Annotated in this window: 18 protein-coding genes and 2 tRNA genes; 5 read left to right on the forward strand and 15 right to left on the reverse strand. The window is 68.8% G+C overall.

Features of this window, described 5'->3' with window-relative positions; translation table 11 throughout:
* Positions 1 to 609, reverse strand: a complete 609-nt coding sequence (locus ACGLYG10_RS01520; protein ID WP_073327296.1) for a ClpP family protease — start codon at positions 607 to 609, stop codon at positions 1 to 3.
* Positions 610 to 921: 312 nt separating this feature from the next.
* On the opposite strand from ACGLYG10_RS01520, the gene ACGLYG10_RS01525 reads away from it, so the two are divergent.
* On the forward strand, positions 922 to 1,275 hold the full coding sequence (locus ACGLYG10_RS01525; protein ID WP_073327298.1) for a cupin domain-containing protein: 354 nt from the start codon (positions 922 to 924) through the stop codon (positions 1,273 to 1,275).
* Between the two features lie 122 nt (positions 1,276 to 1,397).
* Here the strand turns inward: ACGLYG10_RS01525 and ACGLYG10_RS15695 are convergent, their stop codons facing one another.
* From ACGLYG10_RS15695 to ACGLYG10_RS01565, 8 genes are all read right to left on the reverse strand, one after another.
* The gene (locus ACGLYG10_RS15695; protein ID WP_139240691.1) at positions 1,398 to 1,604 is read right to left on the reverse strand and encodes a hypothetical protein; all 207 of its coding nucleotides are present in this window, start codon (positions 1,602 to 1,604) and stop codon (positions 1,398 to 1,400) included.
* Between the two features lie 269 nt (positions 1,605 to 1,873).
* Positions 1,874 to 2,665 (reverse strand): hypothetical protein, encoded by a 792-nt coding sequence (locus ACGLYG10_RS01535; protein ID WP_139240693.1) that lies wholly within the window; start codon positions 2,663 to 2,665, stop codon positions 1,874 to 1,876.
* Positions 2,662 to 3,375 (reverse strand): fluoroquinolone export ABC transporter permease subunit, encoded by a 714-nt coding sequence (locus ACGLYG10_RS15700; protein WP_073327302.1) that lies wholly within the window; start codon positions 3,373 to 3,375, stop codon positions 2,662 to 2,664. Before ACGLYG10_RS15700 ends, ACGLYG10_RS01535 begins: the two co-directional genes overlap by 4 nt.
* Complete coding sequence (locus ACGLYG10_RS01545) at positions 3,372 to 4,223, reverse strand: ABC transporter ATP-binding protein (protein WP_073327304.1); 852 nt, start codon at positions 4,221 to 4,223, stop codon at positions 3,372 to 3,374. Before ACGLYG10_RS01545 ends, ACGLYG10_RS15700 begins: the two co-directional genes overlap by 4 nt.
* Entirely contained in the window at positions 4,216 to 4,890 is a 675-nt protein-coding gene (locus ACGLYG10_RS01550; RefSeq protein ID WP_073327305.1) for a TetR/AcrR family transcriptional regulator, read from the reverse strand. Before ACGLYG10_RS01550 ends, ACGLYG10_RS01545 begins: the two co-directional genes overlap by 8 nt.
* Before the next feature lie 605 nt (positions 4,891 to 5,495).
* On the reverse strand, positions 5,496 to 6,932 hold the full coding sequence (gene tig / locus ACGLYG10_RS01555) for a trigger factor (RefSeq protein WP_073327307.1): 1,437 nt from the start codon (positions 6,930 to 6,932) through the stop codon (positions 5,496 to 5,498).
* Between the two features lie 299 nt (positions 6,933 to 7,231).
* The gene (locus ACGLYG10_RS01560) at positions 7,232 to 7,531 is read right to left on the reverse strand and encodes an FMN-dependent dehydrogenase (RefSeq protein ID WP_073327308.1); all 300 of its coding nucleotides are present in this window, start codon (positions 7,529 to 7,531) and stop codon (positions 7,232 to 7,234) included.
* A gap of 45 nt (positions 7,532 to 7,576) precedes the next feature.
* Positions 7,577 to 8,923 carry an amino acid permease gene (locus tag ACGLYG10_RS01565; RefSeq protein ID WP_211482965.1) on the reverse strand — a complete coding sequence of 449 codons (1,347 nt, stop codon included), beginning with the start codon at positions 8,921 to 8,923 and terminating at the stop codon, positions 7,577 to 7,579.
* Between the two features lie 165 nt (positions 8,924 to 9,088).
* Between ACGLYG10_RS01565 and mmuM the strand changes: the two genes are divergently transcribed.
* On the forward strand, positions 9,089 to 10,126 hold the full coding sequence (gene mmuM / locus ACGLYG10_RS01570; protein WP_244542546.1) for a homocysteine S-methyltransferase: 1,038 nt from the start codon (positions 9,089 to 9,091) through the stop codon (positions 10,124 to 10,126).
* Positions 10,127 to 10,314: 188 nt separating this feature from the next.
* Here the strand turns inward: mmuM and ACGLYG10_RS01575 are convergent, their stop codons facing one another.
* From ACGLYG10_RS01575 to rpmF, 4 genes are all read right to left on the reverse strand, one after another.
* Complete coding sequence (locus ACGLYG10_RS01575; RefSeq protein WP_139240697.1) at positions 10,315 to 11,067, reverse strand: hypothetical protein; 753 nt, start codon at positions 11,065 to 11,067, stop codon at positions 10,315 to 10,317.
* A gap of 380 nt (positions 11,068 to 11,447) precedes the next feature.
* Positions 11,448 to 11,521 (reverse strand) — tRNA-Pro (locus ACGLYG10_RS01580).
* Positions 11,522 to 11,572: 51 nt separating this feature from the next.
* Positions 11,573 to 11,643: transfer RNA gene (locus ACGLYG10_RS01585), tRNA-Gly, on the reverse strand.
* Between the two features lie 65 nt (positions 11,644 to 11,708).
* Positions 11,709 to 11,873: a 50S ribosomal protein L32 gene (rpmF, locus tag ACGLYG10_RS01590; protein ID WP_073327314.1), complete on the reverse strand. Its 165-nt coding sequence runs from the start codon at positions 11,871 to 11,873 to the stop codon at positions 11,709 to 11,711.
* A 197-nt stretch (positions 11,874 to 12,070) separates the two neighbouring features.
* Between rpmF and ACGLYG10_RS01595 the strand changes: the two genes are divergently transcribed.
* From ACGLYG10_RS01595 to epsC, 3 genes are all read left to right on the forward strand, one after another.
* Positions 12,071 to 12,775 carry an IMPACT family protein gene (locus ACGLYG10_RS01595; RefSeq protein WP_170866426.1) on the forward strand — a complete coding sequence of 235 codons (705 nt, stop codon included), beginning with the start codon at positions 12,071 to 12,073 and terminating at the stop codon, positions 12,773 to 12,775.
* A gap of 531 nt (positions 12,776 to 13,306) precedes the next feature.
* The gene (gene cysK, locus ACGLYG10_RS01600; protein ID WP_073327316.1) at positions 13,307 to 14,236 is read left to right on the forward strand and encodes a cysteine synthase A; all 930 of its coding nucleotides are present in this window, start codon (positions 13,307 to 13,309) and stop codon (positions 14,234 to 14,236) included.
* Positions 14,237 to 14,490: 254 nt separating this feature from the next.
* On the forward strand, positions 14,491 to 15,066 hold the full coding sequence (epsC, locus tag ACGLYG10_RS01605) for a serine O-acetyltransferase EpsC (RefSeq protein ID WP_073327318.1): 576 nt from the start codon (positions 14,491 to 14,493) through the stop codon (positions 15,064 to 15,066).
* 104 nt (positions 15,067 to 15,170) lie between these two features.
* Here the strand turns inward: epsC and ACGLYG10_RS01610 are convergent, their stop codons facing one another.
* Positions 15,171 to 15,755 (reverse strand): DJ-1 family glyoxalase III, encoded by a 585-nt coding sequence (locus tag ACGLYG10_RS01610; RefSeq protein WP_073327319.1) that lies wholly within the window; start codon positions 15,753 to 15,755, stop codon positions 15,171 to 15,173.
* Between the two features lie 52 nt (positions 15,756 to 15,807).
* The gene (locus ACGLYG10_RS01615; RefSeq protein WP_073327815.1) at positions 15,808 to 17,277 is read right to left on the reverse strand and encodes an alpha-amylase; all 1,470 of its coding nucleotides are present in this window, start codon (positions 17,275 to 17,277) and stop codon (positions 15,808 to 15,810) included.
* Positions 17,278 to 17,321 lie beyond the last annotated feature (44 nt).

The raw sequence follows: 17,321 nt of genomic DNA on the forward strand, positions 1-17,321 counted from the left end.
TCAGTTCTCTCCGTTCTGGGTGCCGATCTCGCGGCTGGAGCTCACGATGTGGTCGACGAATCCGTAATCCAGGGCCTCCTGCGCGGAGAACCAGTGGTCGCGGTCGGAGTCGCGGATGATCTCCTCGACCGTGTGTCCGGTGTTCTCGGCGATGATCTCGGACAGTTCCTGCTTCATCTTGATGATCAGGTCGGCGTTGATGCGGATGTCCGTGGCCGACCCGCCCGCACCGCCGGAGGGCTGGTGCATGAGCACGCGGGTGTGCGGCGTGATGTAGCGCTTGCCGCGGGCGCCGGAGGACAGCAGGAACTGTCCCATGGAGGCGGCCAGGCCGGTGGCTACGGTGACCACGTCGGGCTGGACGTACTGCATGGTGTCGTAGATCGCCATGCCGGCGGTCACGGAGCCGCCCGGGGAGTTGATGTAAAGGTAGATGTCCCGCTCGGGATCCTCGGCGGCCAGCAGCAGCATCTGCGCGCAGATCGCGTTGGCGTTGTCGTCGCGCACCTCGGAGCCGAGCCAGATGATGCGTTCCTTGAGCAGGCGGTTGTAGATGGAGTCGGTCAGGCCCAGGCCCGTCCCAGATCCGTCGGCGGCGGCCGGGGTCATGGCCGCCGGGGGCGTGTGGAGCTCGCTCACGTCAGTCCTTCCGTGTTCGGTGATGCCAACGCTAACCCGCCGGTCGCCCAGCCCATGCCCAGGAACGGGGGCTTTTCGCTCACGGCCCACACGATGGCGCAATCCGACCGAGGTGTGCCGGAGCCCACCGGCTCACCACCCCGCGACGCGGGTAACCTCGACACAGGATTTGAAACGGCTCGAGCGGGAACAAATGCTGCGACGTGCGCCGCACCCCGGCGCTCGCCCAGGGCCGTCTTCTAACGCCTAAACACCAGCACCCGTCGCGAGAGGAATCCGACCATGCCCACCACGCCCGTTTCCGAGTCCCTATTCCGCCTCGGCCTGAATGAGGCCCTGCCGGTCAGCGAGGAGGCCACCACCTCCCGCGTCGTGGTCAACAACGCCGTCCTGCGCACCGTCATCTTCACCTTCGACGCCGGCCAACTGCTCACCGAGCACGCCTCCACCAAGGCGGTGGTCGTCACCCTGCTGGAGGGCGAGATGGATTTCACCGTCTCCGGGCGCACCGAGCGCATGCGTGCGGGCGACGTCATCTACCTCGCCCCGAACGACCGCCACGCCCTGACCGCCGTGACCCCGTGCCGCATGCAGCTGGTCATGGTGGAGGTCGATGACCGGAACAGCAGGAACTGACTGTCTAAAATCCGTTCCTTCCCCGAATGCCTCGTTATTTCGGCACCCGCACGGCTCTGCACACGGAGTGCCACGACAAGCCAATCCGGGACGCACCTCGGGAACCGCTTCGAATCGAATGATCAACCGAGCGGCGCAGTGATTAGCGTCAGCACGAGCCAGACGCCAAATGAGACCACGGGCGCCGCGACCGAAACGATGATCGCGGCAATACCCCTGGAGCGATCCTGGCCACGCGCCACAGCAGTAATCCCCACGCCGAGACCAGCTACCCCAATGACTGTCCAGAGCAGGTTGGACAGTAGAAGCGCAAGATAGACGGTTTCCATCGTTGCGTCCCCGGGGAGTTCTTCCCCGACCGCGGCCCGAGCCTGAAGCGGCCCTAAGTTCAACCCGACAAGCACCGAACACAAGAGCGTCGCCGTAGCGGCAACTGTCGCCAATACAAGCGCGGCCAGGGCCAGTCGACTCTGCGGCACGAGCCCGACAGGGGGTGAGCCCGAGCGACTCTGTTTCTGCGCAATGAACCGCCCCTGGTAAACCATGAACCAACCATACTTACTCCTGCCTGCACTGTTAAGGGCCCCGACAAGACTCCTTAACCAGCGTCCGCGCACGCGGTGCGGCACAGGCAGGCCGCCGCTAGGGCGGCGCTGATCGCTACCGCTCCTGCCGCCCATGGCTGCCATATCTGCCCATCGAGTATCGCGGCGTGTGCCCGCAGCGGCCACCACGAGGGCACCACAGCCGTCAGGAGGCTCCACGGCCCACCTCGCCCCATTACGAAGGCCGGCAACACCAGCAGCACGAATCCCAGTTTGATCGCCGTCACCGCCTGGATCGTCGAATCCGTGAAGACAGCGATGGCCATAGCGGTTGCGCCTGCCAGGGGCGCCCCGGCCAGGGCCAGGCCTGCGCCCGCGCCCCAGCCCAGATCGTTCAATCCGCCTACACGTAGCCCCAGGAGCGCGAGCGGACCGGCGAGCCCCACAGCCAGACCGGCGCGCCAGACCAGATAGCCGCGCAATGACACCGGGGTCACCGCCACGGCCCGCCAGGTGCCGTCCTCCTTGTCCGCCAAAAGCATGAAACCGACTACGGTTCCAATCAGCACGGGAGTGATCACGGCGAATGCCACCGCACCCAACGGCTCCAGCCAGGAGCCCGCGTCCAGGCCAAGATGCGAGAGCGCGCCGACCAGCCCCGGAGCGGCCAGACGCAGCACCGGGGCGACAGCGAGCGGCAGCACCGCCATCCACGACAGCAGCTCATCGCGCGCCAGGCGGCGCAGGTCCAGTGGCGCCATGCGGGCCAGCGCCCGAATCGTCGCCGCGGTGCGGATGTTATTCGGAGCTCCCGACTCGGTGCCGGCCATACCCCTGCGCCTCATGGCTTGCCCCCAACCTTGATGCTGATCGCGTGCAGACGCCGTCGAGCCAATGCCATCCCCACCGCCGCCCAGAGTGCCCCGACGACGACGGCAGGCGCCGCCAGCGCGGTCGGAGCGCGGTCGAAGGCGACCTGTACGAGGACCACTGCGGGCTGTAGGGGATGGAGCCACAACCACCAGCCGCCACCCAGACCCACAAGGGGCAGCACCGGCACGATGAACACCACGGTCCACAATCCCGAGGGCAACAGGAAGGCCGCCACCGTGTCGTATCCGGACACGGCGATCACTCCATAGAGCACCTCGCAGGCGGCCAGCACCAACACGCCCGCGATCAGCGCGGGCCAGTGCCGCGGAAGGTCACCAGCCACCGCCACCAACACCGCCGACTCCACCACCGCCAACGCCCCAAGGGAGACAATCAGAGCGGTCAAGTACTCCTCCTCCCGCGCCGGCGTGAGCGCCCGAGCCGTCAGCACTCCCTCTCCGCGCTCGGCTAGGACCTGCACGGCAGCGAAGTAGAAGCACGTCACCGTCAACTCGCCAAGGAGAAGAATCGGCCACCAGCGGGTTGGCTCTATCCCCGACCCTCGTACCATGCCCGCCACCACCGCCCCGACCAGCACCGCCACCAACCAGTAACCGCCGACCGCTTGGCGCCGCAGATCCAGCAGGAGGGTCGCCGCCGTGCGCTCCACCGCATACCTCATGACAGCTCTCGCCCCGTCACCGCTCGGAACACCTGGGCCAGGTCCGCCTCCTGGCTGTGGAGGGTGTGCACCCGGCGCTCGCGCAGATCGCGGTGGAAGCCCGGGTCATCCGCCAGGCCGTCGAGGGGAAACACGGACCGGCCCCCGTCCCAGGTCAACACCACCTCACGCCTGCCGTGGCGCCGCCGCAACTCGTCAGGCGCCCCCATTTCGACGATGCTGCCGTCAACGACGAAGCCGACGCGGTCACACACCTCCTGGGCGAGGACCATGTCGTGGGTGGTGACGACCACGGTGCAGCCGCGCTCACGTTCACGAGTGATGAGATCAGCCATCTGGGAGGCGGTTACGGGATCCAGGCCCGAGCTCGGTTCGTCGAGGAAGAGCAGTTCAGGACGATGCAGCAGCGCCCGCGCGACGTTCAGGCGTATCCCCATGCCCTTGCTCATCGCCGAGGCGCGCAGGCCTGCGTCCTCGGCCAGGCCGAGTAGCTCCAGCAGTTCGTCCGGCGCGCGCGTGTCTGCCGGATACATGCGTGCGAAGTAGGCCAGATTCTCTCGCAGAGTGAGGCAGCCGACGGCCACCGGATGCTCGAAGCCGACCCCTATGCGCTCGTACAGTTCGCGCCCCCATGAGGACAGCTCCCGCCCGAGCACCCGGGCGTCCCCCGTCGCGCCGCGCAGCAGCCCGGTCAAGACCCGTTGCAGGGTGGACTTACCCGCGCCACTCGGCCCGAGCAGACCGATCACCTCTCCGACGTCGACCGTCAGATCGATGCCGTGCAGTGTGGGACCGGCAGCACCTCGGTAGGTGAAGCCGAGGGAGCGAGTGGCGATCGCCTCAGCCATGAGCCCGCCCGCCTGTGCGGTTCTGCGGCCGAGGCATCAACGCGGCTACGAGCATGACGACGACGTCGTCGGCCACCGCCGCGATCTCGGGGCGGTCGAAGGCACTGCCGTCCTTCGCAGCCTGCCGCGGGCTCACCCCGAACCGGGCGACAACGTACTCCGGAACACTCAGCAGTACCTTCTCCATCATCCAGGCGGCGGTTTCGGGGTCCACGTCCGCGCACAGCTCGCCGCTCTCCTGTCCGGCAGTGATCGCGGCAACCGCCCACCGATGTACGCCCGCATTGACGGTCTCGTCCGAGCCGAGCACGACGGGGGCGTCGGCCGATAGTGCACGCGCAAGCACCGCCCAGCCACGGGGATCGCGCCGGAAGAAGTCCCGGCTGCCCAGGACCATCGCGCGAAGGACCTCATCGAAGGGCACCTCGGGCACCGGCGCGTCCTGGACGTCGATACGCGCGTCCATGAGTTCGCGCACCAGGTGGGTGTAGGCATCGAGCTTGTCGTTGAAGTACTGGTAGAAGCTGCCCTTCGAGATGCCGGCGGAGGCCGTGACGCGGTCGACCGAGGCCTGCGTGTAGGGGTGTTCCGCGAACTCCGCCTTGAGCGCCTCCACGACGCGGGCACGCTTGTCCTGCGTGAGGTTGAAGAACGTGTCCTTGGGCATGAAAACTCCATTCAAACAATATGACTATCCAGTCATATGACTGCCGAGTCATACGGTACGCCGCAGACCCTCGGGCCGCAATGTGTACGCCGCCCATCGGCCGCAATGCGGCTCTTCGTGTTTGGGGTGTGCTCGGTGGGTAGGGCGGGTTCGGTGGGCGTGTATGGGTGAATGTTGGCGTTGGGCGGGGATGGTCGGCGGGTGGTTAGGGGCCGGTCGGGTGAGTGCTGCCGGGGGTGGCGCACGCTCGATCACCTTGCTGCTCCGGCCGGTCGGCGGGTTTTGCCTGGTATTTCAATGTTCTTGGTTTTGGGCCGGCGGAGGCCCATCGGCTCCCATGTGCGCCGCGGGGGTCGCCGCACATGGGAGCCGGCTGCACTGTTCACCGGTTGATGTGTTATCCGCGTAATTACGCCAAATCTCTAGAAACGCACCGCGAATGAGCGTGCCGCGCGTGCCCGCGCCGGGCCGCCCGGCGCACACACCCGGCACTCCAGACACGCGCACCAACCACCCCACCACACCCGTAAACACGGAGAAGCCGTAATGCGTGAGGGGCCCGCGCCTTCCGGCGCGGGCCCCTCACTGAGCGTTACGGGTGGACGTCACTCGGCGTCGTCGGCGCTGTCCGCGGAGGCGGAGGACGCCGAGGAACCGGAGTCGGCCGCCTCGTCGGCGTCGGCCGGGGAGACGACGACCTCGTCCTCAGCGGCCTGGGCCGCGGCGGCGGCACCGGCCTCGGCGGCCGCCTCGGCGTCGAGCTCGTCGGAGCCGATGAACTCGGTCAGGTCCACGGCCTCGCCGTTGGAGTCCTTGACCGTCACGTGGCGCAGGGCCATGGCCAGGGACTTGTTGCGGGCGATCTCGGAGACGAAGGCCGGAATCTGGCCGGCCTGCTGCGCGCCCTGCATGAACTGGGCGGGCTCCATGCCGTACTGCTGGGCGGTCTGCATGAGGAACTCCAGGAGCTCGTCCTGGGTGACGGACACATCCAGGGACTCGGCCAGCACGTCCAGGAGGATCTGGTCGCGCACGCCGGAGGTGACGTCGTCGCGGATCTCGTCGGCGTGCGGGTCGCCCTCGGGCTTGCCCTCGGCCTGCAGGTGCTGCTTGATCTCGTCCTCGACCACGGACTCGGGCACGTCGAAGGAGACCGCGTCGCGCAGCTGCTCCAGCAGGGCGTCGCGGGCGGCGATCGCCTGGTCTCCGGTCTTGCGCTCGGCGGCCTGTGCGCGCAGGTCCTCGCGCAACTCCTCGACCGTGTCGAACTCGGAGGCCATCTGGGCGAACTCGTCGTCCACCTCGGGCAGCTCACGCTCCTTGATGGCGGTGGCGGTGACGGTGACCTCGGCCTCCTCGCCCGCGTGCTCGCCGCCGGCAAGCTTGGTGGTGAAGGTGGTGGATCCGTCGGCCTTGAGACCGACCAGGGCGTCGTCCAGGCCCTCGAGCATGTTGCCCTTGCCGATCTCGTAAGACACGCCGGACACGGAGTCGACCTCCTCGCCGTCGATGACGGCCTTGAGGTCGATGGTCACGAAGTCGCCGGTCTTTGCGGCGCGCTTGACGGACTTCAGCGAGCCGAAGCGGGCGCGCAGGTTGTCCAGCTCGGTGTCGACGTCGGCGTCGGTGATCTCGACGGCGTCCACGGTCACGTCGATGCCGCCCAGCTCGGGCAGCTCGAACTCGGGGCGCACGGTGACCTCGGCGGTGAAGGCGAGCTGGCCGCCCTGCGGGCCGGTGACGTTAACCAGCTCGGTGACCTCGATGTCCGGCTGGCCCAGCGGCACGCGGCCGGAGTCGTTGAGGGCGTCGCGGTAGAAGTCGGGCAGCTTGTTGTTGACGGCCTCCTGGATGACGGAGGCACGGCCGACGCGCTGGTCGATGACACGGGGCGGGACGTGTCCGCGACGGAACCCGGGGATCTGAACCTGCGAGCCGATCTCCTTGTAGGCGGCGTCGAGGCTCGGCTCCAGCTCCTCGTAGGGGACCTCCACGGTCAGCTTGATACGCGCGGGGTCAAGGTTCTCGACGGTGCTCTTCACGGGGTTCTACTCCGAATGTGTAAATCGACTGGAAGGTGCGGGACCGGCAGGCCTCGCAGGCGCCCTGGTGTGGCGTCAATTCCGGGCCATCCTAGGGCACGGTCGCGGCCCGGTGACAAATGAGCCCGCCCATAGGCGGCGGGAACTGCTCACATTCCGCTCCCGGCCGACGCCGGCGGGCGCCCCGAATGCGGCGATGTCGACGCGCGCCCCCGAGAGGAGCGCCATCGCCTCCCCGAGCGGCCGGCCCTGCCATGCTGCCGCACGAGCGGCCGGCTCCGCCGCGCCGTCGGCCACACTCACGCCTCCAGGGCGATGGGCACGCTGCGCCCGCCCACCACCTTGGCAAGCACCTGCGCGGGCACGACCGCCGCCCGCCGCACCCCGGCCACGGTGCGGTGGTGGACGGCGCGAGCATCGGCGTCGTCGGCCCCGGTGAATCGGATCGTGACGCGCGGCTGGCCGCGCACGACGTCGACCTGGAAGGCCTCCAACGTCGTCGAGGCGGTCACGGCGGCACGGGCCGCAGCCTCCACGTCCTGCGGACCGTGGCCGGGCAGCAGGTTGGTGACCGTGAGAATGGTGCGATATGAGGGCATGAGGTCAGCCTAGGGCGCGGGCCGCCGCCGTCGCACGCGCCCGCGTCAGGCCTTCACCCAGCCGCGGCGCAGGGCCAGGGCGTGTCCGGCGTAGCACAGGGCCACGAAGGGCACGGTCCAGTACAGGGCGGAGCGCTGACCGGGATCGAAGACGATCAGGATGCAGGAGGCGGCCGAGCCGATGAAGGCCGCCAGCGGCACCCACGGGTAGCCGGGGGTGCGGTAGCCGAGTTCGGCGGGGATGTACCCGGCGTCGAGCCAGCGGCGGCGGAAGACGAACTGGCAGGCGGCGATCGCCATCCACACGATCACCACCGCCAGTCCGGAAATGGACACCAGCGCCAGGTAGACGGTGTCGGCGGCCACCACGGAGCTGAGCAGAGCCAGCAGTCCGCCCAACATGGACAGAGCCAGCGCCACCACGGGCACGCCCCGCATGGTGGTGTGGGCGACGATCTCCGGCACGGTCCCCTCGTTGGCCAGCGACCACAGCATGCGGGTGGAGGCGAACAGGCCGGAGTTGGCGGCCGAGAGGATGGCCGTCACGACCACGATGTTCATGAGGTCGCCCGCGTGGGGCACGCCGATCATGTCCAGCACGGTGACGAACGGGGAGGCGCTCACGCCGGCCTCCTGCCAGGGGATGAGCGCGGCCATGACCACGATCGAGCCGATGAAGAACACGGTCAGCCGTACCAGGGTGGTGCGGATGGCGCGCGGGATGTTGCGGCCGGGGTCGGAGGTCTCCCCCGCGGCCACGCCGATCAACTCGGTGCCGGAGAAGGCGAAATTCACGGTAAGCATGGTGGTCAAGACGGCCCCGAAGCCGTTGGGGAAGACGCCGTCGCGGATCAGGCCACCCAGGCCCGGCGCGGGCGAGCCGTCGGCCATGGGGATCACCCCGACGATCGCCAGGGTGCCGAGCACGATGAAGGCGATGATGGCGAAGACCTTCACTCCCGCCAGCCAGGACTCCGCCTCGGCAAACACCCGCACCGAGAACACGTTGGAGGCGAAGACCACCACGATGAAGATGGCGGCCCACATCCACACCGGCGTGGTGGGGAACCAGTGGCGCATGATGGCGCCGGCGGCGGTGAACTCCGAGCCGAGCGCGATGGTCCAGGTCAGCCAGTACAGCACCGCCACCACGAACCCGGTGCCGGGGCCGATCAGCTCCTTGGCGTAGACGTGGAAGGCGCCGGTCCAGGGCATGGCCACGCTCAGCTCCCCCAGGCACAGCATCACCAGGTAAACGAGCAGCGCGCCGATGGAGTAGGCGAGCACGGTGCCCAGTGGGCCGGCCTGGCTGATGGTGTAGCCCGAGGAGAGGAACAGGCCGGTGCCGATGACTCCGCCGAAGGAGATCATGGTCAGGTGGCGCGAGCTCATCTTGCGCTGCAGGCGGTCGTGTTTGCTGGCGGCGTCGGGTGTGGTGGCCATGGCGTTCCTGGGGTGAGCGATTCCGGGACGTTCCCGGCTAGGGTAGGTGGGCCGCCGAATGTAGGCGGGCGAGGAGTCGACAACAGGGTCGGGAGGCGACTCGGTTTGAGTGATGTGCTTACGAGGTTACTGGCACAGCGGGGGACGATCGTCCTCGACGGCGCAATGGCCACCGAATTGGAGAAGCGGGGCGTGGACACCTCCGGCCCGCTGTGGTCCGCGCTGGCCATGCGCGACGCGCCCGACGCGATCCTGGACGTGCACCGCGCCTACTTCGCCGCCGGCGCGGACGTGGCCACGACCAACACCTATCAGGCGAATCTGGACGCCTACCGGCGCGCGGGCCTGAGTCAGGCCGAGGCCGAGGACATGGTGCGGCAGGCGGTGCGGCTGGCACGCCGGGCCCGCGACGAACATGCGGCGACCACCGGGCGCCACGGCCTGGTGGCGGGTTCGGTCGGGCCCTACGGCGCCTACCTGGCCGACGGCAGCGAGTACACCGGCGCCTACACGCACACGGATGAGGAGTTCCGCGCCTTCCACCGCCCGCGGCTGCGGCTGTTGACCGAGGCGGGCGTGGACGTGCTGGCCCTGGAGACGATGCCGCAGGGACCGGAGATCCACGCGCTACTGGGGCTGCTGCCCGAAGTGGCGCCGGAGGTGCCCGCGTGGCTGTCGCTGTCGGTGCGCGACGACGCCACGGCGCTGCGCGATGGGACGCTGCTCGACGACGTCGTCGCCTGGGCGGAGGCCTGCCCGCAGGTGCGCCTGCTGGGAGTCAACTGCACCCGGGTGGAGTCGGCGACGACGGCGCTGAGCCTGCTCGCCGACCTCACCAGCCTGCCGCTGGTCGTCTACCCGAACTCGGGTGAGGAGTATGACGCCGAGGCCAAGACCTGGTCCACGGGCGGCAGCACGACCGGCGGTGGTGTCGGCACTGGTACGGGCAGCGCCGACAGCGATGCCGACGATGTCGGCTCTGGCAGCGGCACCGCCCCCGGCAGCGGCGGCGCAGGACCCGGAGACGATCTCCTGGCCGGCGCGCTGCCCGCCTGGGAGGCACTGGGAGCCCGCGCCGTCGGCGGCTGCTGCCGCACCACGCCGGCACAGATCCAGGCGCTGACGGCCGCGGTAGGCGAGCCGGCGGCGTAGGAGCCAGGTAACGGCGGAGGATCGCGCCCCGAGCCTTCACCCTGTTGCGACACTTTGCGCCCTGCTACGACGTTTTGCACCCTGGTGTGCGGCAAATACCCGTGCACCAGGGTGCAAAAGCTCGTACCAGGGAGCGAAAGCTCGTAGCAGACAGCCGAGGCGCCGCAACGCGAAGACCCGGGTTCCCGCTACCGAGTGAGCTGCCGCCAGACGATCACGTACACCGCGCACAGCACGATGATGCCGAGGTAGCCCAGGAAGGCCAGCACGTGCGCCTTGCGCAGATGGTGAATGTTGGACGTGGTCTGCCCTGGGGGCGGGAGCAGCCCGACCAGGAGCGTAAACATGGCGTAGGCAGCTCCAATGAAAAGTCCCACGGGAGGCAGCAGGGGGTCGAGTCCCATGGGCAGGACGAGCATGCAGCCAAGCGGGAGCAGGAGTGCACTCCACCCGATGCAGACGCGAGTATGCCCTTTGTCAAAGGCGTCGGCTGACAACAGCATGCAGGCAAACATCAGTGCGAGTGCCACGAGGCTGGCCGGCTTCGCGATGATGAACAGCGGCTCGCCCCGTTCGTCCCGCAATGCGTCGGCCGACGTTGCATAGGTCGTCACCACGATCGCGACGTAGATCAGCGCGACCCCAACGTAAATCAGCGCGACCCCGGCACTCGCCCGGCGAAGCCGGTACAGGCCCGTGCCGTGGCGGTTGTCGCCGCGCAGCACCCCCACTGCGAGTGCGTCGAAGCTGCTCAGGCTTCCGACTAGCAGGCCGATCGGCAGCGCGGCGGGGTTGTGCCGGTTCAGCAGCCCACAGATGAAGCCGGCAACCAGCGGCACGCCGGACAGCGCCACGCCCGCTGCGCGTCGTTTCCCCGGCAGCAGTGCTATGCATCCGATGGCAGCCGCGACGCCGGCAACAATCAATAGGCCCGACAACACAGTGACGACTGTAGGCGATCACCCGGCAGAGCAGAGCCCGGAGAACCCGCCTTAGTGTTGAGCAGCGAGCCCGCGCCCGCGGTGCCTGTTGCGACACTTTGCGCCCTGCTACGACGTTTTGCACCCTGGTGTGCGGCAAATACCCGTACACCAGGGTGCAAAAGCTCGTACCAGGGAGCGAAAGCTCGTATGGATGCGGAACTGCTTCGTCATGGCTGGGTGCTAAAGCTCGTACCAGGAGGCGAAAGTTCGCAGTAGACGCGAGGACACCTCACGAGCGAGCTCGTGGGTGTCCTCGTCGTCGGGGTATTCGACCTGACGGCCTTGTTACCCCTTCCTCCTCGGACACCTCACGAGCGAGCTCGTGGGTGTCCTCGTCGTCGGGGTGGCGGGATTTGAACCCACGATCTCCTGCACCCAAAGCAGGCGCGCTACCAAGCTGCGCCACACCCCGTGTAAACGCCCGCGACCGCCACCGGAGTCCGGGGCGGCCGCGCGTTCACCGAGCGGGTGACGGGAATCGAACCCGCGCCATCTGCTTGGAAGGCAGAGGCTCTACCATTGAGCTACACCCGCATTGGACGGGCCTGGGCCCGCCGTATTGCCGGTTCGTCGCCGGCGATGCCAGGACGGCGGCGATATCAGTACTCGATGAGGCCGGTCCGGTAGGCCTTGGACAGCCGACCGGGCACCGCCACCTTGCGCCCCGCAACGGTGACCGTCTGCAGCTCGGGCAGCTTGGCCTTCCACTGCGAACGGCGATTGCGGGTGTTGCTGCGGGACATCTTCCGCTTCGGCACTGCCATGAGCCCGCTCCTCTCAAAGTCGAAGGGCCGTCCGGTCACGGACAACCCGAAGGATAGTTGACCAGGGGTCACCCTAGCGGTTCGCCCGGATTCCGTTCCAGCCCGGGCGCCCTGCCGGACGTGTGAGATCAGTCCCGTCCCGCCCACAAGTACCGTCGCACCCACGCCGCCGCGCCCGAGCGGCTATACATGACGCCATGACCGCCGTGCCCGCTTCCAACGCCGACTACGCGACCGCCAACGCCGTGGTCACGCTGTCACGCGGCGAGCAGCCGGAGACCGACCTGGAGGTCAAGCGCTCCCACTTCCTGGGACGGGCCGCGCGCACCGACGACGAGGCAGCCGCCCGCGCCTTCATCGCCTCCGTCCGCTCCCGCTACCCCGACGCCCGCCACCACTGCAGCGCCTTCACCGTGTCGGTCCCCGGCGCCCAGCCCATCGAGCGTTCCAGTGACGATGGCGAACCCTCGGGCACCGCCGGCGGCCCCATGCTGGACGTCCTGCGCGGCACGGGTCTGGTCAACACCACGGTTGTGGTCACCCGCTACTTCGGCGGGACTCTGCTGGGCACCGGCGGCCTGGCCCGCGCCTACTCGCAGGCGGCCGCCGACGCGCTGAACGCCGCCTCCCGGGTGCGCCTGGCCACTCGCCACCTGTGGCAGGTGCGGGTGCCCGTCGCCGACGCCGGCCGTCTGGAGGCCCAACTGCGCGGGCAGGGCGGCCCGCAGGACATAGGGGTGGAGGACACGCAGTGGCAGGCCACCCACGCCGTCCTCACCCTGTCCACGCCCACCGCCGACGCCGAAGCGCTCGCCGAGCAGCTGGCCGCGCTGACCGGCGGAGCCGCCCATGCCGAGCCGGCCGGCAGCCGGGTGGTTGAGACTCCTCTACCCGCCGCCTGACCGGGGTCACGCAGCGACTCCAGCACCCGCCGCTGAGACGTCCTGTCCGCAGCGTGACTCCTACCGGCTCCGTCCGCCTCTGTACTGGCAGGGCGGGCCTACGGAGCGCGCTTTGATCAACGGGACCAACGGGTACGCGCTGTGTACACGGGCAGGCGCGATGAAGCGAAGTTCACCATGCGGATGATTTGACAGCCGCGCCGGCGCAGGCACTACTGTGGTTTCAGCGGATCACGGCGCCCGCTCGGCGCCGGTGAAGCTCCGCAGGTTTTGGCAGCACCAGGTAAGAGGAGGACCCCATGACGGTCGGTAACGTCATGTGCGCGATGTCCTTCTGCTGCTGCCAGTGTCGATAGAGCGCCTGGCCATGACACTGTGCGCGCGTTGCTGCGCGCATGCCCGGCGCTCGGGCGCGTGAAGCGCCCCTCCCCCACAAACGTTCAAACGCCCTCCAGGCTCTGGGTGTACCCGTATTCGCTAATCGCCCCTGCCGGAGCGGCGCCCCGCACTTTCAAGACTTAAGGAACAGCCATGACATACGCCAACAACATCACCGAGCTGGTCGGCTCCACTCCCCTGGTCCGCATCAACCGCGTCACCGACGGCGCCCCCGCAACCGTCCTGGCCAAGGTCGAGGCCTTTGAGCCCGCCAGCAGCGTCAAGGACCGCATCGCCCTGGCGATCGTCCGAGCTGCCGAGGCCTCCGGCGACCTCAAGCCCGGCGGCACCATCATCGAGGCCACCTCCGGCAACACCGGCGTCGGCCTGGCCATGGTCGGCGCCGCGCTCGGCTACCGGGTGATCATCACCATGCCGGAGACCATGTCCAAGGAGCGTCGCGCCATCATGCGCGCCTTCGGCGCCGAGCTGGTACTCACCACCGAGGGCGGTGTCGCCGGGGCCGTCAAGCGCGCCGAGGAGCTCCAGGCCGCCACCCCCAACTCCGTGCTCGCCTCCCAGTTCACCAACCCCGCCAACCCGCGCATTCACCGGGAGACCACCGCACAGGAGATTCTGGCGGCCACCGACTCCAAGGTCGACGCCTTCGTGGCCGGCATCGGCACCGGTGGCACCCTGACCGGCGTGGGTCAGGTCCTGCGGGAGCAGATCCCGGGTGTGAAGATCTTCGGTGTGGAGCCCGCCGAGTCCCCGCTGCTGAGCGAGGGCAAGGCCGCGCCGCACAAGATCCAGGGCATCGGCCCCAACGTGGTCCCCGAGGTGCTCGACCAGTCCATCTGGGATGAGCTGCTGCACATCGAGTCCGACACCGCGCTGGACTACGCCCGCCGTGCCGCCGCCGAGGAGGGACTGCTGGTGGGTATCTCCTCCGGTGCGGCCCTGGCCGCCGCCTCGCAGATCGCGCAGCGCCCGGAGTTCGAGGGCAAGACGATCGTCACCGTCCTGCCGGACACCGGTGAGCGTTACCTGTCGACGCCGTTGTACGCCGAGTACCTGAACTGAGTACCTGAGCCTGCAAGTCGGCGGGCGGCCACGACGTCAACGGCCGCCCGCCGACCCGCCTTCGGTCATGTCCGGCAGCGGATTCGGATACGGTCCGGCGTCGGTGGCGGTGCCCGGGAACAGGGATGCCGCCACCGACGTTGTCCGGACGGATCATCGCAGGTGAGACGTCCTTCGTGGCGCTGCCGAGGTCCTCCAGCCCCGATGTCCCTCTCTGTTGTCCAGCCTCATCAGGCCGTTGTCCAAGGAGCACCATGCAGAAGCCCAGCCGGTCGTTCATCGAGATCGCCAAGGAGGATCTGGCGACCGCACGACGCCGTGACCCCGCGGCACGCTCGAACCTCGAAGTGGCCCTGCTGTACCCGGGCGTGCACGCGCTGTGGGCACACCGCGCCGCCCACCGCCTGTGGCAGGGCGGCCACTACTTCGCGGCGCGTGCGCTGTCCCAGGCGGCCCGCGCCGCCACCGGAATCGAGATTCACCCGGCCGCCAAGATCGGTGAACGCTTCTTCATCGACCACGGCATGGGCGTGGTGATCGGAGAGACCGCTGAGGTCGGCGACGACGTGCTCATGTTCCACGGCGTCACGCTCGGTGGAGTATCCATGAACCCGGGTAAGCGCCACCCCACCATCGGTAACAACGTGCAGATCGGGGCGGGCGCCAAGGTGCTGGGGCCGGTGACCGTGGAGGACGGCGCGAAGATCGGCGCCAATGCCGTGCTGGTCAAGAACCTGCCCGCCGATCACGTCGGCGTGGGAGTGCCGGCGCGGGCCCGCGACCCGCGCACCGACCCCGAGCTGATGCTCGACCCGACCATCTACATCTGACCGCCGGACGACGGCCTGCCCGACGACGGCGGGGCGCCGGTCCGCTTTGATGCCACCCCGCGGCCGGCTGGCTTATGCCCGTCGGTTGCGGGGCGGAGTCGTCGTCAGTGCTGGTAGACGATGCCGCGCTTGACCGCCTCGACGGCGTCGTCGCCCAGGAAGTGGCGCACGATCTCCAGGCCGAGCTCGATGGCGGTGCCCATGCCGCGGCTGGTGATCAGTTCGCCGTCGACAACGACCGCGGCCTCGCTGGTGCGGGCGCCGTGCTCCGCCAGAACCTTCATGAAGTTCGGGTTGGAGGTGGCGTCACGCCCCTGAAGCAGCCCCAGTTCGGCCAGGATCGACGGGGCGGCGCAGATGGCGGCCACGGGCCCGCCGGAGCGCATACGGGCGGTGACCTCGGCGGTGACGGTCGGGTCGGCCTTGAGGTTGGGCGTGCCGGGGATGCCGCCGGGCAGGAACACCAGGTCGTAGTCCGCCAGGTCCACCTCCGCCAGCAGTGCGTCGCAGGTGAGCACCACCTGGTGGGAGGAGGTGACGGTGAGCGAGTCGCCGACGGCCACCAGGTCGGCGCGGATGCCCGCGCGGAACAGCACATCGACCACCGCGAGCGCCTCCACCTCCTCCAGGCCCGCGGCGATCAGGACGGCGACCTTCTTGTCGGTGGCAAGCTTGCCGGGTGTGGGCATGGTTCCTCCTTGAGTGCGGTTGAGCGCGATGCGGCGGCGTCGGGCCGCGTCTTCAGCGTACGCGGACCAGCCGGGTCATGCCGCGGTCGATGATCGGGCGGGCGGAGGCGGGCACGTACACCGACAGCCCCGTCTCACTGACGGAGAACTCGGCGCTGCCGTCGCCGCCGATGGTGACCGCCCCGTGGCCGCCGATCGCGCAGATCCACCGCTCCCCCGCGTGTCGGGCGCCGACGTACAGGCGCTTGCTGGCGGCCACACCGGTGGACAGGACGACGGCGAGCCCGGAGCCGGGGTGGGCGTCGTCGCCCTCGCGGGCGAAGCCGACCAGGTCGGCGGCGTTGAAGACGTCGTGCTGCGGGCCATAGGCGAGGCTGCGGCGCAGCCGCATGAGCAGGGGCAGTTCAAGGCAGGCGGACAGATCACCGGTTTCGGGGGTGCCGAACAGGTCGCCCCAGAACACGCAGGGGGTGCCGGCCTCCCGCAGCAGGATCAGCGCGTAGGCGGCGGGCTTGAAGCCGGGTTCGACGAATGACTGCAGGGACTGGCCGGGCTGGGTGTCGTGGTTCTCTACGAAGGTGATGGCGTGATCGGGGTCGGCCTCCACCAGGGTGCGTTCGAAGATCTTCGACAGGTCGAAGCGGTCCTTGAAGGAGGCGTGGTACAGCCGGTAGTGCAGCGGGGTGTCGAACATGCTCATGATCGGCTCCTCGCCCAGGTAGGCGCACAGCTCCTCGGCATCGCGGGACCAGAACTCGCCGACGGCGGGGACCTCCCGCCCGGTGGCCTCGCGCAGCGCGGGCAGCCAGCGGCGGTAGAACTCGCGGCTCATGTGCTTGAGCGCATCCAGCCGCACGCCGTCGACGCCGGTGGTCTCCAGGTACCAGCGCCCCCAGCTGATCAGTTCGTCGGATACGCGCGGGTTGTTGAGGTCGACGTCCGCACCCATGAGGTAGTCGAAGTTCCCCCGCTCATCGGTGACGTCCTCGTTCCACTCCTTGCCCTCGAACAGCCACACACTGTTGCGGCGGGTGCGCTCGTCCCAGTCGGTGCCCAGGAAGCAGGTGTGGTCCCAGGTGAAGTCGGAGTAGGTGCCGTGGCGACCGGGGAAGGTGAAGCGGGTCCAGGTGGTGATGGTGGTCGGGTCGGCGATGGGCTTGCGGCGGTCGGCGCCGTCGACCTCGGTGGCGCGAACCTCCTCGGTGCCGTCGGCGCCCATCCGGTGGTTCAGGACGATGTCCGCCAGCACGGTCATGCCGGCGGCCCGCAGGGCGGCGACGGCGGCGACGTACTCGTCCTTGGTGCCGTACTTGGTGGGGATGGTGCCCTTCTGGTCGAACTCGCCCAGGTCGTAGGTGTCGTAGACGCCATAACCGACGTCGTTGACGCCCTCCTGGCCCTTATAGGCGGGCGGCAGCCAGATGGCGGTGACGCCGGAGTCGGCGATGAGGGAGGCATTGTCCGCGAGGAAGCGCCAGTGGCTGGAGTCGGCGGCCATGTCCCAGGCGAATCCCTGCAGCATGATCGGGTTCTCGCGCCCGCCGAAGCCGATGGTCGTGCTGTCAC

Origin of the sequence: Actinomyces glycerinitolerans, assembly GCF_900098745.1 — a bacterium.
GTDB lineage: Bacteria > Actinomycetota > Actinomycetes > Actinomycetales > Actinomycetaceae > Actinomyces > Actinomyces glycerinitolerans.